The sequence below is a fragment of the Kineosporia mesophila genome, from assembly GCF_021129235.1.
GTDB lineage: Bacteria > Actinomycetota > Actinomycetes > Actinomycetales > Kineosporiaceae > Kineosporia > Kineosporia mesophila.
Genome location: NZ_JAJOMA010000007.1, coordinates 89,320 through 114,974, shown reverse-complemented (window position 1 = coordinate 114,974; position 25,655 = coordinate 89,320). Strand labels below are relative to the sequence as shown.

The following is a 25,655-nucleotide window of genomic DNA, read 5'->3' as shown; positions in this document are numbered from 1 at the left end:
TCGCCAGGCAGTCTGAGATTGGCCGCGATCGGGGCGGCCGACCCGGCCGGGGGCACCGGCCACGGGGAGAGGACAGCCATGCAGCTGAGCACGATTTCGTCGGCTCACCGCTTTCAGGAATGGTTTTCGGCCGGGTTGCTCCGCTGCCGGGAGTCCGTCGGATCCACCCGGCCGACTCGCGAGAGGGGCGCCAGCACCGCGGAGTACGCCATGACGATGCTCGCCGCCTGCGCCTTCGCGGGCGTTCTGCTGGCCATCATCCGCAGCAGCGCGGTGAAGGGCCTGGTGCTCGCGATCATCCAGAAGGCGCTGAGTATCTGATGAATCAACTGGACGGCCGGGGTGATGAGCACATCACCCCGGCCCGCCCGGCCGCGGGCACCGCCCGGCCGGACCGTGGCAGCGTCACCGCCGAGTTCGCTCTTCTCCTGCCGGTTCTCGTGGTTCTCCTGACGGCCGTCCTCAGTGCCGCCACGGCCGGCGTGAGACAGCTGCAGTGCATCGACGCCGCTCGGGCCGGGGCGCGGGCGGCGGCCCGTCACGACGACGCCCGGCCGGCCGCGACCGCCGTCGGCCCGGAGGGAGCACAGGTGGACGTGTCGAACGGAACCGACTCGGTCACAGTGCGGGTGTCGGACGAGGTGTCACTGCCCCTGCCCTGGCATCCGCACCTCACGGTGGGAGCGGAGAACACCGCCCAGGTGGAACCGGAGGCCGGCCCGTGACCATCAGAAGCAGCACGACCATCAGCGGTGACCGAGGTTCCGGGTCCGCCCCGGGGGCAGCGAGCCGCCGGAATCATGGCCTCTCACCTCACCGAACCCCGGAGGCATCGCCCCGCCGGCGACAGGGCTCCGTATCGCGCCCGGCGCATGAAGTGGTGCCTCGTCCCGGCCCGGACACCTCGTTTCACCTCAACCCCGGCGCTGTGACTTCTCGGGACCCCGTTGTCCCACCCCACCAGAACCTCGGCCCCGTTTCTCGTCCGGATCCTGCTGCAGCGGGTCGTCCCGGTCCCGAAATCTCACCTCCCTCCAGCACCGGCACGGCGCCTCATCGCAGACCCGAGGCCGCGTCCCACCCGAGCCCCCGGCCCGCGCCCGGCTCAGGCCCCGGCGCTGCGCCCCACCCGAACCCCCGACCCGCGCCCGGTTCGAGCCCCAGCTCCCCGTCCTGTCCGGGCCTTGAGGCCGTTCTCCGGCCGGAGCCGGGCGCCGGGGGGCGCCGGGGCGGTTGCGCACCGTCCAGGAGCTCTCCGCCCGTCCGCGTCTTCGATGACCGGGGGTCGGGGACGGTGCTGCATCTGGCGTTGATCGCCACCGCGGCGCTGCTGATGACGGTCGTGCTCACCCTCGGCTCGGCGGTGTCGGCGCGTCATCGGGCCGCGGCGGCCGCCGACCTGGCGGCGCTGGCCGCCGTGGACTCTCCCTCGGGCTGTTCGGCGGCGGCCCGCATCGCGACGGCGAACGGTGCCCGGCTGGCTCGATGCGTCCCCGGAAGAGATGGGACGGTCGTCGTGAGCGTCGCGGTCGAGGCACCGGGACTGCACCGAAATGTTTACTGCACCGCACGGGCGGGGCCTGGACCTGCACCGATGGACTCCCGAACGGGTTGAGCGAGCGCAAGGATCAGGGGTGGAACGGGTACCTGGCCCAGGGGCGGGGGAACTTGTCCGCCAAATTGGTGACACCCAGTGGGCGGTGTGGACCATTGGAGTGACCGTCAGATGATTGAATGCCGGAGGCGCGCCCCCATGGCGAGGGCTGAACAACAGATTCGTACACCGCGATACGGGCACAGAATTTCCCGGGGAGGCGATGTGGAGCTCACCGTGGCGACACGGCGCGAAGGTGTCCAGACGGTCATCAGCGTGGCTGGCGAGATTGACGTGTACACGGCTCCCACCCTGAGGGAACGGCTCAACGAGCTGGTCACGGACGGCGAGTACCACCTGGTGGTGGACATGGGTGGGGTCGACTTCCTCGACTCCACCGGGCTCGGGGTCCTGGTCGGAGGGCTGAAACGAGCCCGCTCGCACGACGGCTCGCTGCGACTGGTCTGCGACCAGGAAAAGATTCTCAAGGTCTTCCGGATCACCGGGCTGACCAAGGTTTTCCCGATCCACGCCTCACTCGAGGAGGCACTGGCCGAACCGGCCGGCGATCCCGGGCCGGTCACGATCTCGCTCGACAGCACCACCGAGAAGTCGCTCGACGGCCCGCCGGACGGGGAGTCCTCCAGAGGCACGCCATAACCGGGTCCGGGTCGGGAACGCCTGTGGCCGGTGTCGAGCTGCGGTTCCCGCCGGCCGCCGAATATGTCCGCACGGCACGGCTGGTCGCCGTCGCGGTGGCTCGCCGTGCCGGACTCACGCACGACCTGGAAGAGCTGCGCCTGGCCGTGGGCGAGGCCTGCGCCCGGGCCGTGCGGCGCTGCGACGCGGCCGACTGCGACGAGCCGGTGACGATGTTCGTGGACGACACCGGTCCCCGCCTCGTGGTCGAGGTGACCGACGCGGCGAAGATCGCCCCGGCACCCGAGGCCGAGCCCGAGCAGGTGTCGCTCTCCCTGATCGAGGGTCTGGCCGATTACGTCGAGGTTCGCACCCATCAGGGCATTTCCGGCGCCCAGGTGCACCTGGAGTGGTGGCCGGCAGCACCTTTCGATCCCGACCGGTAACCCGACCACGCGACGTCGGCCAGCGATCCACGTCCACTGTTACCCGCTTTGAACCCGGCAGTTCGGCGATATTAAAACGGGCAAATCCACCCAAAGTGAAAAGAGCCACGCGTCAGACGTTTGGTGGCGCGCATCACAGTACATAGACTCCGCGGAGTGGGAACTTCCGCCGGAGGTCAGGCGTCCCACGCAAGCCACCGCCCCGTTCCACCCTGTCGCCTGCACTGGAGACCTCCCACCCGCGACGGGTGAAGGGGGTCGTCTGCGCACGTCGAGGAGGACGGATGCAAGGCTCTCTGGCTGCCACCACTACGGCAGATGTGAATCTCGAGGGACGAAATCTGACGTTGGTGGTCGTGGTCTTCGTGATCTCGATCATCGCGCTCGGAGTGGCGGCGGCGTTCCGCCGGCTCGTCCTGGCGGCCCCTGACGGCACAAGAAGCATGGTCGAGATCGGCACTGCCGTGCAGGAGGGCGCCGCCGCCTACCTGCGCCGGCAGTTCCGCACCCTGGCCGCCTTCGTCGTCCTCGTCCTGATCGTCCTCTTCCTTCTCCCCGGGGATACGGAGGTACGGATCGGCCGGGGAATCTTCTTCATCATCGGTGCGCTCTTCTCCGCCGCCATCGGTTACCTGGGCATGTCCCTGGCGGTCCGGGCGAACGTCCGCGTCGCCGAGGCCGCGCGCAACGGTGACCGCGACGGAGGCATGCAACTGGCCTTCCGCACCGGTGGATTCGTCGGCATGTGCACCGTCGGCCTGGGCCTGCTCGGGGCCTCGTCCGTGGTGCTGCTCTACGGCGGCGACGCCCCCTCCGTCCTGGAGGGCTTCGGCTTCGGCGCCGCCCTCCTGGCGATGTTCATGCGCGTCGGTGGTGGCATCTTCACCAAGGCCGCGGACGTCGGCGCCGACCTGGTCGGCAAGGTCGAGCAGAACATCCCGGAGGACGACCCGCGCAACGCCGCGACCATCGCGGACAACGTGGGCGACAACGTCGGTGACTGCGCCGGTATGGCCGCCGACCTGTTCGAGTCCTACGCCGTCACGCTGGTCGCGGCACTGATCCTCGGCAAGGCCGCCTTCGGCGTCGAGGGCCTGGTCTTCCCGCTGATCGTGCCCGCCCTGGGCGCGCTCACCGCGGTGCTGGGTGTCGTCATCACCCGCACCCGGCCCGGTGAGAGCGGTCTGACCGCCATCAACCGGGGCTTCGGCATCTCGGCCGTGGTCTCGGCCGTGCTCTGCGGGATCGCCTCCTTCGCCTACCTGCCCTCGTCCTTCGGCGAGTTCACCGGCGGCGACACTGTCGTGCAGGGTCTGGAGGGCAACCCCCGCCTGATCGCCTTCGCGGCGGTGATGGTCGGGATCGTCCTGGCCGGCGTGATCCTCTGGCTCACCGGGTACTACACGGGTACCGACAAGCGCCCCACCAAGGACGTCGCGGCCACCACCACGACCGGTGCGGCGACCGTGGTGCTCTCGGGCATCGGACTCGGCCTGGAATCCGCGGTCTACACCACCGCGGTCATCGCGGGCGCCGTGTTCCTGGCCTTCAGCCTGGGCGGCGTCTCGGTCTGGCTGTCGCTGTTCCTGATCGCGCTGGCCGGTTGCGGCCTGCTGACCACGGTCGGCGTCATCGTCGCGATGGACACCTTCGGCCCGGTCAGCGACAACGCCCAGGGCATCGCCGAGATGTCCGGCGACGTGGACGGTGAGGGCGCGCAGATCCTCACCGAGCTCGACGCCGTCGGAAACACCACCAAGGCCATCACCAAGGGCATCGCGATCGCTACGGCCGTGCTCGCGGCGACCGCCCTGTTCGGTTCCTACACCGATGCCTGGCAGACGGCGCTCGCCGAGAGCGGCGTGGCCCTGGACGAACTCGGTCGCAGCTTCAGTCTCGAGATCGTCCAGCCCAACACCCTGGTCGGCCTGATGCTGGGTGCGGCGGTGGTCTTCCTCTTCTCCGGTCTGGCCATCAACGCCGTCACCCGGGCCGCCGGGGCCATCGTGGTCGAGGTGCGGCGCCAGTTCCGGGAGCACCCCGGGATCATGGACTACAGCGAGAAGCCGGACTACGGGCGCGTGGTGGACATCTGCACCCGCGACTCGCTGCGCGAGCTGGCCACGCCCGGTCTGCTCGCGGCCCTCGCCCCGGTCGCCGTGGGCTTCGGTCTGGGCATCGGCCCGCTCGCCGGGTACCTGGCCGGGGCCATCGGGGCCGGTGCCCTGATGGCGGTGTTCCTGGCCAACGCCGGTGGCGCCTGGGACAACGCGAAGAAGATCATCGAAGACGGCAACCACGGTGGCAAGGGCTCTCCGGCCCACGCGGCCGCGGTGATCGGTGACACGGTCGGTGACCCGTTCAAGGACACCGCGGGACCGTCCATCAACCCGCTGATCAAGGTGATGAACCTGGTCGCGGTGCTGATCGCACCGGCCGTCGTGCAGCTCAGCGTGGGCCAGGACGCCTCCGCCGGACTGCGCTACACGATCGCCGGGGTGGCCGTGGTGATCATCGTGATCGCCCTGGTCATCACCAAGGGCCGGACGGTCGACTACGGGGACGATACGTCGACCGGCGCGGGTGCGCCGGTGACGGCCGGCCATCCGGCCACGTCGGTGACCAGCCCGGTGGAACGTCGTCCGGTCGCCCAGACGGTGGACGTCGACGAGACCGCGCCCTCCGCGTCCACGGGCCGCACCACGCAGTAAGCATTTCCTGACCGACACCGGCCACGCGGGCGATCAGCCCGCGGGGCCGGTGTCGTGTCCGCCCTGATCCGCCGTGATCCGCTCTGAGGTAGAAACTCAGGCATGACAGCTGACGTCACTGACCCCCGCACGGGCGAACTGGTCGGGCGGCTGCGCACCGACCTGGCCGGGTTCACCGTGGACGCGGTCAACGATCTCCTCGGCCCCGTGGCGCAGGCCGCTCTGGGGCGCGAGCAGACGTTGCCGGCACGCATCGTGGTCTCCCAGCACCCGGACGAACCCCTCGCCGCCCTGGTCGCCGTATTCCTGCTCGGTCTCGAGGTACCGGCGGCCCGCCTGGCCCCGGCCGTACCCACCATCGGCCTGGCCGGCCTGGCCGAGCTCGGGCTGATCGCCACGGCCGGTAACGACCCGGGTGACCCGGTCCGGGCCCTGCTCGACCTGCGCCCCTACTCGACCGTGGACGCACTCGGACCGGCCGACTGGTGGCTGATCTCGGACTTCTCCGAAGTCGCCACCGGACATCCCCTGAACGAGGACCACGTGCTCGGCGTAGGTGGCGCCTCCCTCACCCTGGCCCGCTGCACGATCCGCCGGCCGACCGGACGGGTTCTCGACCTCGGGACCGGCTGCGGCATCCAGGCCCTGCACGCCGCCCGGCACGCCCAGCACGTGATCGGCACCGACATCTCCGCCCGGGCTCTGCACCTGGCCCGGATCAACTGGGCGCTCAACTCCGGCACCGTGCCCGGCGCGGTGCTCGAGGGACGGCCCGGCAGCCTGCTCGAGCCGGTGGCCGGTGAGCTGTTCGACCTCGTCGTCAGCAACCCGCCGTTCGTCATCACCCCGCGCTCGGTCCCGGCCGCCACGTTCGAGTACCGCGACGGCGGGATGGTGGGGGACGATCTGGTGCGGCACCTGATCGAGTCGGTCGGCACCGTGCTCGCCCCGGGCGGCGTCGCGCAGTTCCTCGGTAACTGGGAGGGGCGCCGCGACGAGGGCTGGACCGACCGGGTGTCGTCCTGGCTGGAGACGTCCGGGCTGGACGGCTGGGTGGTGCAGCGTGAGTGGCAGGACCCCGCCGAGTACGCCGAGACCTGGATCCGCGATTCCGGGCAGCACCTCGGGAAGGATGCCGACGATCTGTACGCCGCGTGGCTGTCCGACTTCGCGTCCCGGGGTGTGGACGGGGTCGGGTTCGGCCTGATCACGCTGCGGCGTCCGGAGTCCGGGGAGCCGCGGCTGCGCGTGGTGGAGGAACGCCGCAGCGGACCGGGTCTGCCCTGGGGCGACGAGGTGATCTCCACACTGGAGCGTCAGGACTGGCTGGCCGCGCACGACGACGATGCCCTGCTCGCGGCCATGCTGAAGGTGGCCCCGGACGTCACCGAAGAACGTCATCATCTGCCCGGGGCCGAAGACCCGAGCGTGATCCTTCTGAGGCAGGGCGGCGGGGCCGGCCGCGTGGTGCAGGCCGGCACCGCTCTGGCGGGCTTCGTCGGAGCATGCTCCGGCGACATCCCGGTGGGCCGCCTGATCGCCGCCCTGGCATCTCTGCTGGAGGTCGACGGTCAGGCGTTGAGTACCGAGCTGCTCAGCGATGCCCGCAATCTCGTGCGGGACGGTCTGCTGGAACCGACCGTCTGAGCTGGCCCTGGGGCCGGGTTTCTAGGCCCGGCTCCAGGTCGCCAGAGCGTGCTCGACCACCGAGATCAGGGTCTGCTTGGCAGACTCCCGCTCCCGTGCGTCACAAACCAGGACGGGAACGTCCTGGCTGAGCTGTAGCGCCTCGCGGACGTCCTCCGGACGGTGCCGGAGCAGACCGTCGAAGGCGTTGATCGCGACCACGAAGGGAAGGTTGCGGGCCTCGAAGAAATCGATCGGCCCGAAGCAGTCCTCGAGTCGACGGGTGTCTACGAGGACCACCGCCCCGATCGCACCACGGACCAGGTCGTCCCACATGAACCAGAACCGGTTCTGCCCCGGGGAGCCGAACAGGTAGAGCACAAGCTCCTGGTCAATGCTGATACGACCGAAGTCCATGGCGACCGTGGTGGTGGTCTTGTTCGGCGTGGCCGTCAGATCATCGACGCCGACACTCGCCGAGGTCATGACGGCCTCGGTCCGTAGCGGCATGATCTCGGACACCGCACCCACGAACGTGGTCTTGCCCGCACCGAATCCACCCGAGATGACGATCTTCGTCGATCGGGTGGCCCTGGTCTCAGAGCCGCTGAAGGCCACTGAGCACCCTCCTCAAGAAAGCTGGATCACGTTCGTCACCAGAAGCGTTCGCCGTGGACAGCACCTCGACCAGACCCAGTTCGACCATGTCCGCGATGATCACGCGGGCCACGCCGAGCGGGGTGTGGAGTCGGGCAGCGATCTCGGCGACGGAGATCGTTCCCTCACACAACTCGATCACCGTGCTGTGTTCCGGCGAGAGCAAGTCGTTCATTCCGGGGTCCTGACCGGTGACCGTGGTCACCACCAGGGCCTCGAGATCGAGGTCGTGCACCGGGCGGGTCCGCCCACCGGTTCTGGCGTATGGACGCACCATCGACGGTGGCGGGTCCCCGCCCTCATGAGCTGAATAATCGGTCATCTCGGCAATCTGCTCACATCTGTGGCAGCGAGCCGCCGTGGCCGTTGTGACGGATCTCCGGCGACAGGTGCTGGCCGACGCGGTCGACCAGAAGCGTCATCTCGTATCCGACCAGTCCGATGTCGGAGGTCGGAGCCGCCAGAACTGCCAACCATGAGCCGTCCGAGATGGCCATGAGAAGCAGGAATCCACCCTGCATCTCGACAACCGTCTGAACAACCGCACCCGCGGCGAAGCACATGGCCGCGCCGTTCGTGAGGCTGCCCAGGCCGGAGGCCACTGCGGACAACTGGTCGGCTCGGTCACGTGGGAGCCCTGCGGAACTCGCCACCAGAAGACCGTCGGCCGAGACCACGGCAGCGTGAGCCACTCCTGGTACCCGCTGTGCGAACCCGTCGACCAGCCAGGTGACGTCGGTGCCGGTGCCCGTGCTCACTGGTCCCCTCCCTGCTCTGCGGAGGAGCCATTATCGGCACCGCCGTCGCTGTTGGTGGTGAAAAGGCTTGCACCGACCGGATTGAAGGCCGATGCCGGGTCTGATTTCGCCCGTGCCTTACGTGCATTGGCAAGACCACGCTGGTAGCTGCCCAGCCGGCCACGGACGACAGTTGCGTCTGCGGGCTGGCTTCGCGCCACCGGACGAGAACGCGCCGGTGTGGTTTCGGTGACTGACCCTGCCGTCGAAGGCAGGAGGTTGGCACCGGGTCGACGGGTCGGGAGACCCGCCTCGGAGCGGCCGTCCGTCTCGGGGGCCGATGCTGCACGAGCGTTCGTGGCCAGCCATCGCTGGTCCCCGAGCGTCGCCCAGCGGCTGGACTGCTTGTTGCGCTCCCGTTCGTGGTCGCGCAGATCGATGATCCGCTGGTCGCCGTTCTCGACGGAGATCGAGGGGGCGGCCTGCGCCGGCTCCGAACTGAACCAGACCGAAATCTGGTCGAAGATCGGGGTCGGGTCATCGAAGTCGGTTCCAGGGCCGTCCCCGATCAGCGGCGCCGGGGTCTCGGCCGGACGGTAGGCCGCCGCGGCCGAGGCGCGTGCCGCCAATTCGCTGGGCAGGTTGTCGTCCTGCCAGCCCTGGGAGATCTCACCGGTCGGCAGCCCCTGGTTGGGGGCGGCGCGGAAGGATCCGGTCGGAGCCGACAGCGGGTCGGTGACGCTCTGCGCACCGGTCGCCGGGCCGCTCTCGATCGGACGCCGCGCCAGACCGGGCAGACCGGAGATTCCGGCCGCCGGCGTGCTGTCGCCCGTGCCGAACGGGGCCGGACGGGGCGGCGCCTGACGGTTCTCGGTGCCCGGACCCTGCTGCTGGCCCAGCGGCTGCCCCGGCCGGGGCGCGAAGCCCAGGTCGCGGCGGCCGAAGCCCTGCTCGGTCGTAGCCGGGGTCGCGCCGTTGTTCCGGCCGAGGTTGTTCTGGCCGAAACCCTGGTTGCCCTGGTTGTTCGAGCTGCTCGGGTTGTTCGGGCTCAGGAGCCCCTGGGCGCCGAACCCGCTGGGGGGCTGCGGCGTGCGCTCACCCGGGGTGCGGGTAGGCAGGCTGGGGATCCCGCCCGGCGTGGTCTCCGGCGGAGGAGGAGTGAAGTGGCCACCTCGACCGGGCTGGAGCGGCGGGCGGCTGTAACCGCTCTGCTCCTGCTGGTCGAACCCGAAGGCGGGCTGCTGCTCCGGCTGGCCGAAGCTGAAGGCCGGCTGCTCGGGCTGACCCAGCTGGCCCGGCTGAGCCGGTTGACCGAAACCGGACTGCGGCTTGACCTGTCCACGGTTGGCCACACCGTTTTCGCCGGACTCCCCGGCGGCGGCCGGGACATTCGGGGTGAACAGACCCGTCGAGCCGGTCTCCGGGATGGCATTCGCCTCGGGCGGCAGGCCCGCGTTCTGGCCTCCCGGTACCCGGCGGCGACGCGGCAGCTCGGAGTCGTCCGTGTCGGCGACCGAGCGGACACCGGCGGCAGCCTGGGCTGCGACCCCGGCGGCGGCAGCGGCGGCCGAGAGCGCACTCTGGTCACGCTGCTGCTGCTCGCGCTGCTGGTCTCGCTGCGGCAGCTGGTCGGTCATACCGATCGCGCCGAACGTGTCGTAGTTGCCCTGACCCTGGTTGCCCGGGCTCTGCGGGAGCTGCGGACGGGGCATCCCGGCGGCCGGGGTGAGCGGCCGCATCGTCGGGTGGGCACCGGTCGGGTTCTCGCCGGTACCACCCGGCGCGCCGATGACCAGCGATGACGGGACCCGCACCAGGGCAATCGTGCCGGAGGCGTCGGGCCGGGCCTGCAACTGCACCCCGAAGGTGCCGCGACGGGCCAGGCGGGCGACCACGAAGAGACCCATGCGGGACGGGACCTGCGTATCGATCGACTCGGGCTGGGTGAGGCGGGAGTTCAGGCGGTCGAGCTCACCGGGGCTGATACCGACACCGGCATCCAGAACCTCGATCTGCAGACCCCCGTCGGCGGTGAAGGCCGCGGAGAGCACGATCGCGCTGGACGGCGGTGAGTACATCGCTGCGTTGTCGAGCAGCTCGGCCAGGAGGTGGACGAGTTCGCCCGCGACCGTACCGGCGATGGAGGCGCCGCTGACGGGCTGCAGGCGGACCCGCTCGTACTGCTCCATCTCGGAGGTGGCGGCGCGGAAGAGCTCAGCGATCTTGACCGGTGCGGTGGCACGGGTACGCACGGCCGAGCCGGCGAGCACCAGCAGGTTGTCGTTGTAGCGGCGCATCCGGGCGGCCAGGTGGTCCAGCCGGAACAGGTTGCGCAGCTGGTCCGGGTCCTGCTCCTGGCTCTCCAGGCTGTCGATGATGGCGAGCTGCTTCTCCACCATCGACTGGCTACGACGCGACATGCTGACGAATGCCTCGTCCAGGGCGCGCCGCAGGCGAACCTGCGCGGTGGCCAGCCGGACCGCTTCGGCACCCAGGTCGTCGACCGCGTGGGCGACCTCGAGGGTTTCCGGACCCGGGTTGAAGTTGGCCGGCAGCACCGGCGGGAGCGAGATGTCGGCGCCGACACCGTCCTGCTCGATCCGGGCCACCGCGGCCGGCAGCTGCACGCTGGCGACCTCGACGGCACCGGCGCGCAGGCGGCGGAGCGGAGCGGTGACGGTACGGGCGATCGTGGTCAGCAGCGTGCTGACGACCACGATGGTGAGAAGCACGGCTCCGGCGACCAGGGCGACCCGGAAGAGGGCACCGGTCTCGGAGTCCTGTGCGGACTTCAGCGTGGTGCGGGCGCTCTCCGTGGCGACCGACTCGATCTCGGCCAGACGGTTCGAGGCGAGCTCGGCGAACTTGGAGGAGTCACCGAAGTTGGCGTCCCGCTTGCCGATGTTGCCCTCGAGGGCAACGCGCCAGCTGGTCATCGCCGCCGTGCGGTTGCCCAGCGCCAGGAGCTGCTTGTTCTGGTCGGCGTCAGCCACTCGCTGGGCCTGGGTGAGGCCGAGCTGCTGCTGCGCGATCAGGCCTTCGAGCTCACGGATGCGGTCGGTGTTGACCAGGGCCTGCCCGGTGAACACGTTCGAGAAGACGACGATCTCCTCGGCCGACGCGAAGCCGGTCTGGGAGACGTTGGCGAACAACGTTCCCGAGGCAATGGTGGAGCGGCTGCTGGCCGTGACCGCGATGTCCGTGGCCAGGCCCTGCGGCAGCTGCCGGACCAGGGCGAACATGGTCTCCGTGCGAGTGGAGACCTGGTTGACACCGGAGTTGCTGTTCAGCGTGCCTTCGGTGATCAGCAGGTCGACCGTCTCGCGGACGGCCGGGAGGTTGTCGAGCTGCGCCAGCAGGTTCTTGGCGCTGGTGGGGAGCGACGAGCCGGCGGTGTCGCGGTCGGCCAGATCTTCCAGCTTGGGCCGGATCGCATCGATCTCCCGGTCCGTCTCGGCGCGCGCCTTCGTCAGCGTCGTCTTGTCGGTCTTCGCACCGGGCATACCGAGCTCGTTGAACAGCACTCGGCTCAGGCGCAGCGAAGGCTCCATCAGCTCGGCGTCGAGCCGCGCCGTGTGCGCATCCCGGTAGGTGCTGGCCAGCGATGCGACCAGCACGCCACCACCGATGAGCAGCACGACGAGCGGAATGGTGACCAGAAGCGTCAGCTTGCGGCGGATGGACCATCCGGCAATAGACGAGCGACGGGGCGCGTCCGGGACGCTTTCGACGTCGACCCCCGGTTCGACCGAACCGTGTCGCGGCACGCGATCCTCCCTGCGGCCACTTTCAAGTGGCATCCGGTAATCTGGCCGTCCGCTCAGTGATCTTTCCGTGTCTTCGTCGACACGGCTAATCCCAGGCATTTCGACCCACCTCGTTGTCCAGCGTGTGCTGATCGTGGCAGAAGGTCTCGCCCAGAGGCTACGTCCCGATACCGGCCTTCGACGAACCCGGTCTCAACCCGCACTGCCGCCATGAGGGCCTTATTCTTCGCACTCGTGCTCAAATCACCCTAGCGCCTCGAAGCAACCGGGCAGGAATCGCGGCTCATGCCCATGAGCCCCGGCCTGGGCAAGCTCCCATAAGTGGCTTCGGTTGTGACGCTGATCACACCCGGATGGGCTTGGCCGGTTTGGGCCGGGGGTGGCCACTCGTCACTTTGCGTGTCACTCTCGCAACGGCGATGTGATCACCGCCGGGGACCGTGGACACCCACGAGGGTCGCCGTCGGGTTACGGTGCTTCACCGATGCGGGTTGTGTAGCGTCCCGCCGCAGCCGCATCTGAAGGATCTGCCCCGGCCCGGCTGCCGGAATTACGGACGCCGGGAGCGGGCGTCGTCGTGAGCATCAGGAAAATGCGTCAGGAAAGGTGAGCTTGTGGCCGCCAGCAAGACCGCGACCGGCAGGCGGCTCGTGATCGTTGAGTCGCCCACGAAGGCCCGGAAGATCGCCGAGTACCTCGGCCCGGAGTTCGACGTCGAGGCGAGTGTCGGCCACATCCGCGACCTGCCCCAGCCCAGTGAGCTGCCGCCGGAGATGAAGAAGGGCCCCTTCGGCAAGTTCGCCGTCGACGTGGACAACGGCTTCGAGGCCTACTACGTGGTCGACGCGGACAAGAAGAAGAAGGTCAACGAGCTCAAACGGGCCCTGAAAGACGCGGACGAGCTCTATCTCGCCACCGATGAGGACCGGGAGGGCGAGGCGATCGCCTGGCACCTCCTCCAGGTTCTGCAGCCGAAGATCCCGGTACACCGGATGGTTTTCCACGAGATCACCCGCGAGGCGATCCGCCGCGCCCTGGAGCAGACCCGAGACCTCGACGAGCGCCTCGTCGACGCCCAGGAGACACGGAGGATCCTGGACCGGCTGTACGGCTACGAGGTCTCCCCGGTGCTGTGGCGCAAGGTGCGGGCGGGCCTGTCCGCCGGACGGGTGCAGTCCGTCGCCACCCGTCTGGTCGTAGAGCGCGAGCGCGAGCGGATGGCCTTCCGCACCGCTTCTTACTGGGACATCACCGGTGACTTCGCGGCCTCCGAGGGCCACGCCCAGGCCGGACGCTGGTTCGGCGCCCGTCTGGTCAGCCTGGACGACCGCCGGGTCGCCACCGGCCGGGACTTCAGCGACACCGGCCAGCTCACCTCGTCCGATGTCGTGCACCTGGACGAAGAGGCCGCGAACATCCTGGTGCGGGCGCTCGACGGCGCCTCCACCGACGTCCGCAGCGTGGAGGAGAAGCCCTACCGCCGTCGGCCGGCAGCCCCCTTCACCACCTCGACCCTGCAGCAGGAGGCCGGGCGCAAGCTGCGGTTCTCGGCGCGACAGGCGATGCGGGTGGCGCAGTCGCTGTACGAGAACGGCTACATCACCTACATGCGTACCGACTCGGTGACGCTGTCGGACCAGGCCGTCAACGCCGCCCGCCAGCAGGCCACGGACCTGTACGGCCCGGAGTACATCCCGGCGAAACCGCGGGTCTACACCAGCAAATCGAAGAACGCCCAGGAGGCGCACGAGGCGATCCGCCCCGCCGGTGACCACTTCCGCACCCCGGCTCAGGTCTCGAACGAGCTGCGCGGCGACGAGTTCCGGCTCTACGAGCTGATCTGGAAGCGCACTGTGGCCTCGCAGATGGAAGACGCGCGGGGTTCGACGGCGACAATCCGTCTGGGAGCACGCACCGGCGACGGACGCGACGCGGTCTTCGGTGCCTCCGGCACCGTGATCACCTTCCGGGGCTTCCTGGCGGCCTACGAGGAGGGGCGTGACGAGGAGCGTCACGGTGGCGACGACGACGAACGGCGCCTGCCGGAACTCGCGGTCGGCGACCAGCTCGACGCCCGCGACCTGACGGCCGACGGTCACACCACCTCGCCGCCCCCGCGCTACACCGAGGCGAGCCTGGTGAAGGCGCTGGAGGAGCGGGGCATCGGCCGCCCCTCCACCTACGCCGCCACGATCAGCGTGATCGTCGACCGCGGATATGTGGGTCACAAGGGCAACGCCCTGGTGCCGACCTGGCTGGCGTTCGCCGTGACGCGACTGCTGGAAGAGCACTTCGGCGGGCTGGTGGACTACGACTTCACCGCCTCGATGGAGGCCGATCTCGACCAGATCGCCTCCGGCGAGCAGGACCGCAAGGAGTGGCTGGCCCGGTTCTACTTCGGTGACGGTCAGGCGGCCGGCTCCGACGCCGCCCCCTCGACCGGGCCGGACGTGATGCACGGCCTGAAGCCGCTGGTGGACGACCTGGGTGACATCGACGCCCGCGACATCAACTCGGTGCCGCTCGGCGAGGGGATCGTGCTGCGGGTCGGGCGCTACGGGCCCTATCTGGAGGTTCCGGGCGAGGACGGTGAGGCCCGGCGGGCCAGCGTGCCGGACGACGTGGCCCCGGACGAGCTCACCGTGGAGAAGGCCCGCGAGCTGCTGGAGACGCAGGCCGACGGCGACCGTGAGCTGGGTCAGGACCCGGACACCGGGCGGGAGATCGTGGCCCGCAACGGCCGGTTCGGCCCGTACGTCACCGAGATCCTGCCCGACGACGCTCCGAAGTCGGCCAAACCCCGCACCGGCAGTCTGTTCAAGAGCATGGACGTGCAGTCCGTGGGCCTGGACGACGCCCTCCGGCTGCTGTCCCTGCCGCGTCTGGTCGGGGTCGACCCGGAGACCAACGAGGAGGTCACCGCCCAGAACGGCCGCTACGGCCCGTACCTGAAGCGGGGCACCGACTCCCGGTCGCTGGAGACCGAGGACCAGATCTTCACGATCACGATGGACGAGGCCAAGGTCATCTACGCGCAGCCGAAGCAGCGTGGCCGCCGGGCCGCGGCGCCGCCGCTGCGCGAGCTCGGTGAGGACCCGGAGTCCAAGTCGCCGATCGTGATCAAGGAGGGCCGGTTCGGCGCCTACGTCACCGACGGCACCACCAATGCCACCCTGCGCAAGGGTGACGAGGTGGAGTCGGTGACCCTGGAGCGGGCCGCCGAACTGCTCGCCGAGAAGCGGGCCGCCGCGCCGCGCGCCAAGAAGACGGCGAAGAAAACCACCAAGGCGGCCGCGAAGAAGACCACGGCAACCAAGAAGACCGCCGCCAAGAAGACCACCACGGCCAAGAAGACCACGGCGAAGAAGACCTCGTCAGCGGCCAAGAAAACAGCGAAGGCCACGTCCGAGTAAGGCATTCGGTAACTGTGGACGCCGGTCCGCCCGGTCGGTGCCCGAGTCTCGTTCGGGTGCTGTCCGGTTCGGGTGGGCCCGTCCCGGACCGGCGGGCAATCGCCTGATCACGGCCGTCGGTGCCGAGCTGATCGGCGTCCTCCAGAGATGAAAACTCTTTGGGGGACGCCGATCAGGGGCGTGCGTAACGTATTCGGCTCAAAACGCCACGCGCCGGTCCGGGCGGCACGGGTGAACGTTTCCCAGGAGTGTCCGGGGTGGCCGTTACCCTGACCGAGTGACAGCCAGCGGACAGCACGAGAACGGGCGCCGGGAAGCCGGGCCGTCCCACACCGGCGTGCCTGACCAGCACCACGACGTCGCGGCCGGACCGTTCCGGCGGTTCCGGCCGGCGCTCGGGGCGTCGTCCTTCGCGGACTGGCTGGGGTTGCTCGCCGTCATCGCGTCGGCCGCCACGCTGGCCGACGGTTCGTACGCGAAGACCAACCTGGCCGTGGCCGGTGTGCTGGCGCTGCGTCTCGTCCCGGCCGTGCTGCTCGGGCCGGTGGTGGGCGCGCTGGCCGACCGGATGAACCGCAAGGTCGGCATGATCGCGGCCGACGTGCTGCGGGCCGCGGTGATCGTCACCGTCCCCCTGCTCGGCTCGCTCACCTGGCTCTACGTCGCCACCGTCCTGCTCGGGGCACTGGCACTGCTGTGGACCTCGGCCGCGGGCGCGGCGGTCGCCGCCCTGGCCCCGGCCGACCGGCGCCGGTACCTGGCCATCACCTACGGCACGGCCCCGGTCGCGGCCCTGGTGTTCTCCGCCCTGAGCCTGCTCAGCGGGGTGCTCGACAACGCGGTCGCCACGCTGGGCACCCACCCGGTCGACCTCGCCCTGTACGCCTGCGCCCTGGCCTTCGCCGTCTCCGCCGGGCTGGCCTCACGGGCGCCGGTCCCCGGCCGCCGCCCGGGTGAGAGCGCCGAGCACGAGTCGGTGATCCGCTCCATCACCACCGGCCGGCAGCTGATCAGTTCCGTCCCGGTCGCCCGTGGCCTGGTCACCGGCATGCTCGGGGCCTTCGCGGCCGCCGGGTTCGTCCTCGGTCTCTCCCAGACCTACGTGCACGACCTGGGGGCCGGTCAGCCCGGGTACGGCGTGCTGTTCGCCGCGGTCTTCCTCGGCCTGGCCCTCGGGCTGGCAGCGGGCTCCCGTCTGCCCGACGGCCTCTCCCCCTTCCGGTTGTTCGGCCTGTCGCTGATCACCGCCGGGCTGTTCCTGGCCGCGATCGCCCTGATCCCCAACATGGTGATGGCCGCTCTGCTCGCCGTGGGCCTGGGCGCCTGCGGCGGTGTCGCCTGGAACACCGGGCACACGCTGCTCGGCCTCGCCGTCGACGACAGCGTGCGCAGCCGCACCTTCAGCTTCCTGGCCGCGGCCTCCCGGGTCGTGTTGCTGCTGGTGCTGGCCCTCGGCCCGGTCCTGGCCGCGGTGATCGGCCGGCACACGATCCATTTCACCGACTCCCGCACCCTCAGCTACAACGGTGCCGCGTTCGTCTTCCTGATCGCCGCCGTCCTGGTGGTGGCCCTGGGCCTGGCCGCCTACCGGCGGCTGGACGACCGCCCGGGCACCGGCCTGCTGCAGGAACTGCGCGCCCTCCGGTCCTCGCGGGGTCCCCGCCCCGCCGACGCGCCCCGGCCCACCTATCCGGGCGTCTTCGTGGCGCTGGAGGGTGGCGACGGCAGCGGCAAGTCCACCCAGGCCCGTCTGCTCGGCGACTGGCTGCGCTCCGACCAGGGTCACGACGTGGTGCTCACCCGTGAGCCCGGCGCCACCCCGGCCGGGGTGCGACTGCGGGAAGTGCTGCTCAGCAACGGTTCCGACCTGGGTAACCGGGCCGAGGCGCTGCTCTTCGCGGCCGACCGGGCCCACCACGTCGAGGCCGTGGTGCGGCCGGCGCTGGAGCGCGGTGCGATCGTCGTCACCGACCGGTACATCGATTCCTCCGTGGCCTACCAGGGCGCCGGACGGGAGCTGGACGGCGACGAGGTGCTCCGCCTGTCCCAGTGGGCCACCGACGACCTGGTGCCCGCCCTGACCGTGCTGCTCGACGTCGACCCGGTGATCAGCAAGGTCCGCCGGGCCCGCGACGCCTCCCGCGGGGGCGAAGACCGGCTCGAATCCCTCGCCGACGACTTCCACGACCGGGTCCGGGCCGAGTTCCTCGCTCTGGCCCGCCGCGCACCGCACCGTTATCTGGTCGTCGACGCCGGGCTGGGTGCCGATCAGGTGCAACAGCTGATCCGTGAGCGGGTGCGCCAGGTGCTGCCGGTCTCGGCCCGCCGCCGGGCCGAGCTGAACGAACGGCTCGCCGACGAGGACCAGTCCCGTGAGCGCCGGGCGTCGGCCGAGGCCGAGGTCCTGCGGATGGATGCCGACCTGCGCCGTCGTCGCGTCGAAGAGGCCCGGGAGCGCGAGGAGTCGCGGCGCCGGGCCCGGGACGAGGCCGAACGTCAGCTCCAGGAAGAGGCGGAGCGCGAACTGCGGGCCCAGGAGTCCCGGCGCAACCGCGAGGAGGTCGACCGGCGGGCCAGCGAGGCTGCGGCGGCCGCGACGCTGGGGCCGGTCACCGAGCCGGTGCAGATGCCGGGCCGGTATCCGGGGCACCGCGTGGCCGAGCCGCCGACCGACCCGCTGACCGGGCACCTGCCCGTCCAGGAGCCGGTGCAAGAGCCGATCCAGGAGTCGTTCGAGCCGCAGGAACAGGATCTCTGGGCGCCCCCGGCCGACCTGACCCAGCCGGTCCAGACCCCCCAGGCCCAGCCGTACGAGACGTTCGAGTCGTACGAGGGCGAGACCAACCCGGTGCCGCAGGGCCCGCCGCCGTCTGAACCGTCTGATCCGCAGTACCAGCCTGAGCAGGACTTACAGGCGCCGCCGCACACGGTCTACCTGCCCGACGACGATCAGGCGGACGACCGCACCATCGTCCTTCTCGACAGCGAGAACAGCCCTGAGACCGGCCCGTTGCGCCGGCGCGGACGGCGGCAGACATGAGTGTCTGGAACGACGTGGTCGGGCAGGAAGCTGCCATCGGCATTCTGCGACGAGCGGTCGGCGCCGCCGACGAACTGGTCCGGGCCGGGCGCGGGCTCGGCGTCGACTCGGCCGAAGACGCCGGTGAGGCCGCCGCCGTATCCGGCGGCATGACCCACGCCTGGCTGATCACCGGCCCACCTGGTTCCGGCCGTTCCACCGCGGCCCGGGCCTTCGCCGCCGCGTTGCAGTGTCCCGAGGGTGGCTGCGGCATCTGCCACGCCTGCACCACGTCACTGTCCGGGGCCCACGCCGACGTCAGCCTGGTCGCCACCGAACACGTGCAGCTGCGAGTGGACGACGTACGTCCGTTGATCCAGCTCGCGCAGCGCAGCCCGTCCGCGGGCCGCTGGCGGGTGATCGTCATCGAAGACGCCGATCGACTCAACGACTCCTCGGGCAACGTACTGCTCAAGGCGATCGAGGAACCCCCGCCCCGCACCGTGTGGCTGCTGTGCGCCCCGGGTGCCGACGACGTCCTCACCACTATTCGTTCGCGGTGCCGCCGTATCGGCCTGCGGATCCCGCCGGTCGCCGCGGTTGCCGACCTGCTGGTACGCCGCGACGGCGCCGACCCGGCCATCGCCGCCTTCGCGGCCCGTTCCGCGCAGAGCCACATCGGGCTGGCCCGCCGGCTGGCGCTCGACGAGGCCGCGCGAATTCGCCGCCGTGAGGTATTGAAACTGCCCTCGACCCTGCGCAGTGTGGGGGCCGCCGTCCTGGCCGCCGGGCAGCTGGTCGAGGTCTGCGCCGAGGAGTCGAAGGCTCGTACCACCGAACGCGACGCCGAGGAGAAGTCCACCCTGCTGCGGTCTCTCGGTGCCGAGGGCCTGTCCACCCTGCCCCCGGCCGTGCGCACGCAGGTGAAGCAGCTGGAAGAGAACCAGAAGCGCCGGGCCACCCGGGCCCAGCGTGACGTGCTCGACCGCTCCCTGATCGACCTGCTCTCGCTGTACCGCGACGTCCTCGTGCTGCAGCTCGGTGCGAACGGGCGGGAAGACAGCATCGAGCTGGTGAACGCCGAGATGGCCGAGCTGATCGAGGCGGAGGCCCGGCATAGTTCGGCCACGGCGACGCTGCGGCGGATGGAGGCGATCGGGGTGGCCCGGGAACGGATCGAAGCGAACGTGTCACCACTGATGGCTCTGGAGTCACTGATGGTGCAGTTGCGCCCCGCCGCCTGATGTACCGCCCCCGTGGCCCAGCGGGGTCCGATAGCGTTCTGGTCCGGTCGATCACCAGTTATGCCGAGGAGTGCGATGTTCCGCAGCGACCGGCGGGAGCACCGACCCGCCGTCCGGTCCCTGATCCTCCTCACGGTGGCCCTTCTGGGCACAGCATCGTGTTCGTTCCCCAGTTCCGGGTCGGACGGTGGTTCGACGGCGACCCCGACGGCCCTGCCGAGTCCCGGTGAGGTGCCCTCGGGGGTCACCGATCCCGCGACAGACGCGCAGTACTCGAAGTTCTACGACCAGAAGGTCACCTGGTCGGACTGCGGCGACGGCTTCACCTGCATGAAGTACGAGGTGCCCACCGACTGGGACGACCCCACCGGCGAGACCATCCACATCTCGGTGAACAGGCTCCCCGCCTCGGGCGACAACCCGATCGGTTCGATGCTGGTCAACCCGGGCGGCCCGGGCGTTTCCGGTCTGGACTACGCGAAGGTGGCCCGCCAGGCGTTCGGCCAGAGCATCCTGCGCAGTTATGCGGTGGTCGGTTTCGACCCGCGCGGGGTCGGCGAGTCCGACCCGGTCAAGTGCTACGACAACCAGCAGTACGACAAGTACACGTCGTCCGAGAGCACCCCCGACGACCAGGCCGAGATCGACGCCGCGGTCGCCGGGTCGAAGGACTTCGCCGCGGCCTGCCAGGCGAACACGAACCACGACCTGCTCGAGCACGTCGACACGCTGAGCACGATCAAGGACATGGACGTGTTGCGCGCCCTCCTCGGCGACCAGGTGCTCTCGTACCACGGCGCCTCGTACGGCACCTATCTCGGCGCCTGGTACGCGGAGAGCTTCCCGTGGCGCGTCGGCCGGATGACGCTCGACGGCGCCATCGACCCCTCCACCACGGCCGAGGAGTACGTGGCCGGCCAGGCCGAGGGCTTCTCCCGGGCGCTGCGGGCCTACGTCACGGACTGCCAGGACGGTGGGGACTGCCCGCTGCGGGGATCGGTCGACGACGGGCTCAACCAGCTCGCCACTCTGGTGGACCGCACCGACTCCAGCGCGCTCGACACCGGTGACCCCGCGCGTCCTCTGACTCAGGCCCTCATGCTCACCGGCATCGCCCAGGCGCTGTACGCGCAGCAGTTGTGGCCGATGCTGACGACCGGGCTGACCCAGGCCGTCTCGGGTGACGGCAGCGGCCTGCTCACCCTGGCCGACGCGTACCTGGAGCGCACCGACAACGGCTCCTACGGCCAGACCCTGGCCGCGAACCCGGCCATCTTCTGCCTCGACGTGCCCGAGACCCGCACCCCCGACCAGATCGCCGAGGCCGCGGAGAAGCTGAACAAGCAGTTCCCGCCCCTGGGCGGCTCGATCGGCTGGGGTGGACTGGGCTGCTCGCAGTGGCCGTACAAGGCCGTGATGGAGCGCAAGGAACTGCACGCCCAGGGAGCGGCCCCGATCCTGGTGCTGGGCACGGTCGACGACCCCGCCACCCCGTACGAGTGGGCCCAGGCCCTCTCCTCCCAGCTCGACTCGGGCCACCTGCTGACCTGGCAGGGAACCGTGCACACGGCCTACCGCCAGGGCAGCACCTGCGTGGACGAGAAGGTCGAGGACTACATGCTCACCGGAGCCCTGCCGCCCGACGGAACGACCTGTAAGTAGGCCCCAGCGGCGGGCCGGTCACACGCACTCCGCAAAGCCCGTATACTCTTGCATCGTCGCACTGGTGGTTCGCTACCGGTTTGGCGAGGCGCCACCTTAGCTCAGTTGGTAGAGCAGCTCATTCGTAATGAGCAGGTCATCGGTTCGAGTCCGATAGGTGGCTCAGGCAAAGCCCCAGGTCAGATCGATGACCTGGGGCTTTCTTGTGTTCGCTGATCTTGCCTGTGGAATCTGGCGTGGAATCCGTTGCAACCACGGACCTACCTTCCGAGCATGGCAACCGGATATATCGAGCAGCTCCCGAGCGGCAGTTTCCGGGTCTCGGTGTACGCGGGCAAAGACCCGATCACCGGGAACAAGAGTCACCCACGTGAGACCTGCGGGTCCCAGGTCTCGGCGCCGGAGGCCCAGGCTCGGCTCCTGGAACAGGTCGAGGCCGAGACTCACCCCGACCGATAGGCCACGGTCGAGACGCTCCTGCGCCGCTGGGTCGAGGTGGCCGACCACGAGCTGACGACCGCGGACAGCACCCGGGACACGATCGAGCTACTGCTGATCCCGAAGCTGGGCTCGATGAAGGTCAGGAAGATCCAGCACCGCCGCCGTTCTACGCCACCACGCCCCACATCCAGCAAAGATCATCAGACTCCTGACCAGCTCCATTCCCACCCGCCACACTTTGACGTGCTCCTGGGTGACTTCCCCGTCCTCGATCGCGTTCAGGCTCGCCGCGGGTGGCCCCGACCCGGCCACCGACCGGCGTCTTCAGCCGGCCGGCACCGGCACCCGCACGACGAGACACCCGGGCTGGATCACCAGGCGCACTGAAGAAGCCTCACCGAGGACGTCGCCATCGACCTCGCACGGTTGGGCAGGGACGACCTGGAGGGTGACATCGCGCCCGCGCTGCCGCTGCACGGACGGGCCGTCGCCGGAACGCGTGAGCACACGCGCCGCCACGGCCAGCCACCCGCCGAGGCTCTTGGGAGTCAGGACGGCCACGTCCAGGAGGCCGTCATCGATCTGGGCGTCCGGCAGCAGCACCATGCCTGCCTGGAGTTCTCCACAGTTGCCGACGACAACGGTGCGCGCGGCCTCGTAGGTGCTCGTCTCGCCGTCGAGCCCGAGGGTCAACCCGAAGCCGTCGTCGCCGAGATGCTGACCGGCCGAAGCGATGTACGCCGCCCAGCCGGCCTTGTCCTTCAATGCCTCCGGGGCGTCGTCCATCATCTGGGCGTCGAAGCCGAGCCCAGCCATGACCACGAAGCAGTGCACGTTGTCGGCCGGAGACGGCGGGGTCTGCTCCTGTTGAGCCGGGGTGGGCTCGACCACGAGCCAGCCGACATCGATGGCGCGAGCCTGCCCGGTGAGTGCCACCCGGAAGGCCCTACGCAGGTCGTCCAAGGGGATACCGATGTTGCGAGCCAGGAGGTTGCCGGTACCGCCGGGCAGCAGGCCGAGGGCAGCGTCGGCGCCGACGAGGGCCTGGGCCACGGCCCGTACCGTACCGTCGCCGCCGAGGGCGCAGACCAGGTGGGCGCCGGCCTCGATCGCCTCGCGGGTCTGCCCGAAACCGGGGTCGTCCTCGGTCGTCTCCAGCAGGCGAAGATCCTCGACGCCGGCGGCTGCGGCCTCCTCCTGGAGGACCTCCCGGACGTCGTCGAGGTCGATCTTGGTCGGGTTCACGACCACTGCCACGCTTGATGTCATGGCGTGCACTCTTGTACCCCCAGGGGTTGTTCGTGGGAGGCAGATCTCCCGGACGGTAGTTAGGTTGGACGAATGATCAACGGGTCGAACGACGGCGTCCAGAGAGCCGCGCATCACGCGGGCGACAACCCTGTCATCGAGTGGGGGGCTCGCCTGGGTTACGCGGCCAACGGCCTGATCCACCTACTGCTGGCCTGGCTGACCCTGCAGATCGCCTTCGGCAATTCCTCCGGCCAGGCCAGTCAGTCCGGTGCCCTGGCCGAGGTGGCCAAGCAGCCCTGGGGCAAGGCGCTGCTGTGGCCCGTCGTCGCCGGCTTCGTGCTGCTGGCGCTCTGGCAGATCACCGAAATAATCACCCGCCGCAAGATCTCGGACAAGGCCAAGGCCGGCGGCAAGGCAGTGGTCTACCTCGCGCTGGGAGTGACCGCGTTCCAGTTCGCCCACGGCAGTGGGACATCCAGCAACAAGCAGACCAGGGACTTCACCCGGACCGTCATGGACTGGCCCGGGGGCCGTCTGATCGTCGCCGCCATCGGGATCGGCATCCTCGGTGTCGCCGCCTACCATGTCTACAAGGGGTGGAAGAAGAAGTTCCTGGGCGATCTGCAGGAGCACCCCGGTTCCTGGGCGGTGTACACCGGGCGGACGGGCTACATCCTCAAGGGAACAGCCCTGGCCGCCGTCGGCGTTCTCTTCGTCATCGCTGCGGTCCGGCGCCAGGAAGACCAGGCCACCGGCCTCGACGGCGCGCTGCGGGCTCTGCGCGACCTGCCCGCCGGCACGGCGCTGCTGGTCCTGATCGCAATCGGCCTGGCGGCGTACGGGGCCTATTCCTTCGCCCGGGCCCGCTACGCACGGGTCTGATTCTTCCCGTTGCCCGACCGGCCCAGCCAGGCCCACGCGAGCAGAACCGCGACCAGTCCGTTCAGGACGGCGACCGACACGTCACTGACGTGGTGCATCCCCCGGTACAGCCGCGCCCAGGCGACCAGGAACGGCATCGCCACGCACACCGTCATGACCACGGCTCGCAGAACGGGATGGCGGATGCGCAGCGCCATCAGAGCGAAGCTGAAGTAGAGCGCCGTGGTCGCTCCGGTGTGCCCGCTGGGGTAGCTGGACGTCGGCGGAGAGTCGTCGAGCTGCTCGACGTCGGGGCGTTCGCGATCGATCACCAGGGTGGCGAAGAAGAACACCAGCGACTGCAGCGTGATCGCCAGCAGCGGCACCACCGAGTACCACCACTGCTTGGTGCGCCACAACACCAGCGCCACCACGACCAGGCAGAGCCCGACGATGCTCGCCGTGGCACCGACCCAGGAGAAGATCAGGGTGATGTGGTTGAGGATCGAGGTGCGGCTGTCCTCGAACTGCCGGTTGACGCTCTCCTCGGAACGCCCGAGCGACTTCAGCGGGCCGTTCGTGAGCAGCCACCCGCCCGCGACCACCACCAGCCACCAGGCCGCCATCGGCAGGACGGCTCGCAGGACGACATCCCGGGCCGCGACTTTCTTCGGCGGCGCGGAGGTGTCGGCCTCCCATCTGGTCAAGAAACTGCTCACATTTTCTCCTTCGCGGGGGGCGCCGGATTCAGGGCCGGATGATCGGGAGCCGGAGTGGGGAGATTCGGGGTCCATCCCCTATACCCGGCATAAGCCGCCCAGACTAGGCCCAAGCCCAACATCACGCCTCCGATGACGTCGGAGGGGAAGTGGGCACCCAGGAAGAGGCGGTCGGCGCAGGTGATAGCGACCCAGGCCCCACCCAGGCCGAGGACGAACGGGCGGGCGCGAGGGGAGAGCACGGGCCAGACCAGCACTATCAGAGTGCTCGCGAGCACGGTCGCATTGAGAGCGTGCCCGGAGGGAAAGGAGTAGCCGGAAGGCTGCGAGACCGGGTCCTCGACAACGGGTCGGGCCCGCTCCACCACCAGCTTGAGTGACCAGCCGAGCATCCAGCCGACCAGCATCGTCACGATGGCCCACCAGGCCCGGGTGACATAGCTGCGGCGCAACCACATCCACAGGCAGACCGGCAGGCCGATCAGCGGGTATCCGACGAGCGGCTGACTCACCCTCTGCCAGACCTCGAGCACCTGAAGGAAGCCGGGATGCGTGCGGGCGACCCTGGTGGCGGCCACGATGACCGACTGGTCGGCCCGGGCCAGCGGGTCGAACCCGGTGCGCACGAGGTAGGCCAACAGGGCGAACGGAACCGCGACGGCGACCGCATAGACCGCCGCCCGCACCAGCCGTCGGACCCGGCTGCGGGTCATCACATTCATGAACGCTTTGTTACCCTGTCGGGAGACGGACGGCACGGCCAAGCGGTCCTGACAGCTCTCCAGGAGGAGGGTGTCCTCCAAGGCGCCCGGCCTTTCGCCGTAGGCAATCGGCCTTCGGGCGGTTTGAACGGCCCAGAAGACATCGA

20 protein-coding genes, 1 tRNA gene and 1 pseudogene are annotated in these 25,655 nt (G+C 69.8%); 14 read left to right on the top strand and 8 right to left on the bottom strand.

Annotated features, from left to right (window positions below):
• The first annotated feature begins 78 nt into the window (after positions 1-78).
• The 7 genes and pseudogenes from LR393_RS35235 (at position 79) to LR393_RS11985 (ending at position 7,037) form a co-directional block, all read left to right on the top strand.
• A complete protein-coding gene (locus tag LR393_RS35235) occupies positions 79-321 on the top strand; it encodes a DUF4244 domain-containing protein (protein ID WP_269327107.1) in 243 nt (80 codons plus the stop codon).
• On the top strand, positions 321-725 hold the full coding sequence (locus LR393_RS12010) for a TadE family type IV pilus minor pilin (protein WP_231483930.1): 405 nt from the start codon (positions 321-323) through the stop codon (positions 723-725). The genes LR393_RS35235 and LR393_RS12010 overlap by 1 nt, the downstream gene beginning before the upstream one ends.
• Positions 722-1,615 carry an Rv3654c family TadE-like protein gene (locus LR393_RS35230; RefSeq protein WP_331282937.1) on the top strand — a complete coding sequence of 298 codons (894 nt, stop codon included), beginning with the start codon at positions 722-724 and terminating at the stop codon, positions 1,613-1,615. Before LR393_RS12010 ends, LR393_RS35230 begins: the two co-directional genes overlap by 4 nt.
• A gap of 204 nt (positions 1,616-1,819) precedes the next feature.
• Positions 1,820-2,149 (top strand): annotated as a pseudogene (locus LR393_RS12000) (STAS domain-containing protein); the annotation flags it as partial.
• Positions 2,150-2,277: 128 nt separating this feature from the next.
• Positions 2,278-2,679, top strand: coding sequence for an ATP-binding protein (locus LR393_RS11995; RefSeq protein WP_231483928.1), 402 nt, complete (start codon positions 2,278-2,280; stop codon positions 2,677-2,679).
• A 284-nt stretch (positions 2,680-2,963) separates the two neighbouring features.
• Positions 2,964-5,390 carry a sodium-translocating pyrophosphatase gene (locus LR393_RS11990; RefSeq protein WP_231483927.1) on the top strand — a complete coding sequence of 809 codons (2,427 nt, stop codon included), beginning with the start codon at positions 2,964-2,966 and terminating at the stop codon, positions 5,388-5,390.
• Between the two features lie 102 nt (positions 5,391-5,492).
• Complete coding sequence (locus LR393_RS11985) at positions 5,493-7,037, top strand: DUF7059 domain-containing protein (protein WP_231483926.1); 1,545 nt, start codon at positions 5,493-5,495, stop codon at positions 7,035-7,037.
• Positions 7,038-7,058: 21 nt separating this feature from the next.
• Here the strand turns inward: LR393_RS11985 and LR393_RS11980 are convergent, their stop codons facing one another.
• From LR393_RS11980 to LR393_RS36335, 4 genes are read right to left on the bottom strand one after another with little or no spacing between them, the layout of a single operon-like run.
• Positions 7,059-7,634, bottom strand: a complete 576-nt coding sequence (locus LR393_RS11980; RefSeq protein ID WP_231483925.1) for a GTP-binding protein — start codon at positions 7,632-7,634, stop codon at positions 7,059-7,061.
• The gene (locus tag LR393_RS11975; RefSeq protein ID WP_214153235.1) at positions 7,615-7,995 is read right to left on the bottom strand and encodes a DUF742 domain-containing protein; all 381 of its coding nucleotides are present in this window, start codon (positions 7,993-7,995) and stop codon (positions 7,615-7,617) included. Before LR393_RS11975 ends, LR393_RS11980 begins: the two co-directional genes overlap by 20 nt.
• Positions 7,996-8,008: 13 nt before the next feature.
• A complete protein-coding gene (locus LR393_RS11970; protein ID WP_285599128.1) occupies positions 8,009-8,431 on the bottom strand; it encodes a roadblock/LC7 domain-containing protein in 423 nt (140 codons plus the stop codon).
• A complete protein-coding gene (locus LR393_RS36335; protein ID WP_231483924.1) occupies positions 8,428-12,177 on the bottom strand; it encodes a nitrate- and nitrite sensing domain-containing protein in 3,750 nt (1,249 codons plus the stop codon). Before LR393_RS36335 ends, LR393_RS11970 begins: the two co-directional genes overlap by 4 nt.
• Before the next feature lie 614 nt (positions 12,178-12,791).
• On the opposite strand from LR393_RS36335, the gene topA reads away from it, so the two are divergent.
• The 6 genes from topA (at position 12,792) to LR393_RS11935 (ending at position 21,974) form a co-directional block, all read left to right on the top strand.
• Entirely contained in the window at positions 12,792-15,590 is a 2,799-nt protein-coding gene (gene topA / locus LR393_RS11960) for a type I DNA topoisomerase (protein WP_231483923.1), read from the top strand.
• Between the two features lie 277 nt (positions 15,591-15,867).
• Positions 15,868-18,630, top strand: a complete 2,763-nt coding sequence (gene tmk, locus LR393_RS36330; protein ID WP_231483922.1) for a dTMP kinase — start codon at positions 15,868-15,870, stop codon at positions 18,628-18,630.
• A complete protein-coding gene (locus LR393_RS11950) occupies positions 18,627-19,853 on the top strand; it encodes a DNA polymerase III subunit delta' (RefSeq protein ID WP_231483921.1) in 1,227 nt (408 codons plus the stop codon). Before tmk ends, LR393_RS11950 begins: the two co-directional genes overlap by 4 nt.
• 75 nt (positions 19,854-19,928) lie before the next feature.
• Positions 19,929-21,515 carry an alpha/beta hydrolase gene (locus LR393_RS11945; RefSeq protein WP_231483920.1) on the top strand — a complete coding sequence of 529 codons (1,587 nt, stop codon included), beginning with the start codon at positions 19,929-19,931 and terminating at the stop codon, positions 21,513-21,515.
• Positions 21,516-21,605: 90 nt separating this feature from the next.
• Positions 21,606-21,678 (top strand) — tRNA-Thr (locus LR393_RS11940).
• Positions 21,679-21,788: 110 nt separating this feature from the next.
• Positions 21,789-21,974, top strand: coding sequence for a hypothetical protein (locus LR393_RS11935; RefSeq protein WP_231483919.1), 186 nt, complete (start codon positions 21,789-21,791; stop codon positions 21,972-21,974).
• On the opposite strand, the gene LR393_RS11930 is transcribed toward LR393_RS11935, so the two are convergent.
• Together LR393_RS11930 and LR393_RS11925 are read right to left on the bottom strand one after the other, a co-directional pair.
• Positions 21,959-22,150 carry a hypothetical protein gene (locus LR393_RS11930; protein WP_231483918.1) on the bottom strand — a complete coding sequence of 64 codons (192 nt, stop codon included), beginning with the start codon at positions 22,148-22,150 and terminating at the stop codon, positions 21,959-21,961. The genes LR393_RS11935 and LR393_RS11930 overlap by 16 nt on opposite strands.
• Before the next feature lie 130 nt (positions 22,151-22,280).
• Entirely contained in the window at positions 22,281-23,225 is a 945-nt protein-coding gene (locus LR393_RS11925; RefSeq protein WP_231483917.1) for a diacylglycerol/lipid kinase family protein, read from the bottom strand.
• A gap of 72 nt (positions 23,226-23,297) precedes the next feature.
• Here LR393_RS11925 and LR393_RS11920 point away from each other — a divergent pair, with 72 nt between their 5' ends.
• Positions 23,298-24,089, top strand: a complete 792-nt coding sequence (locus LR393_RS11920) for a DUF1206 domain-containing protein (RefSeq protein ID WP_231483916.1) — start codon at positions 23,298-23,300, stop codon at positions 24,087-24,089.
• Here the strand turns inward: LR393_RS11920 and LR393_RS11915 are convergent.
• Together LR393_RS11915 and LR393_RS11910 are read right to left on the bottom strand one after the other, a co-directional pair.
• Entirely contained in the window at positions 24,074-24,787 is a 714-nt protein-coding gene (locus tag LR393_RS11915) for a phosphatase PAP2 family protein (protein WP_231483915.1), read from the bottom strand. The two genes, LR393_RS11920 and LR393_RS11915, sit on opposite strands and share 16 nt — an antisense overlap.
• Positions 24,784-25,509 carry a phosphatase PAP2 family protein gene (locus tag LR393_RS11910; protein WP_231483914.1) on the bottom strand — a complete coding sequence of 242 codons (726 nt, stop codon included), beginning with the start codon at positions 25,507-25,509 and terminating at the stop codon, positions 24,784-24,786. Before LR393_RS11910 ends, LR393_RS11915 begins: the two co-directional genes overlap by 4 nt.
• Positions 25,510-25,655 lie beyond the last annotated feature (146 nt).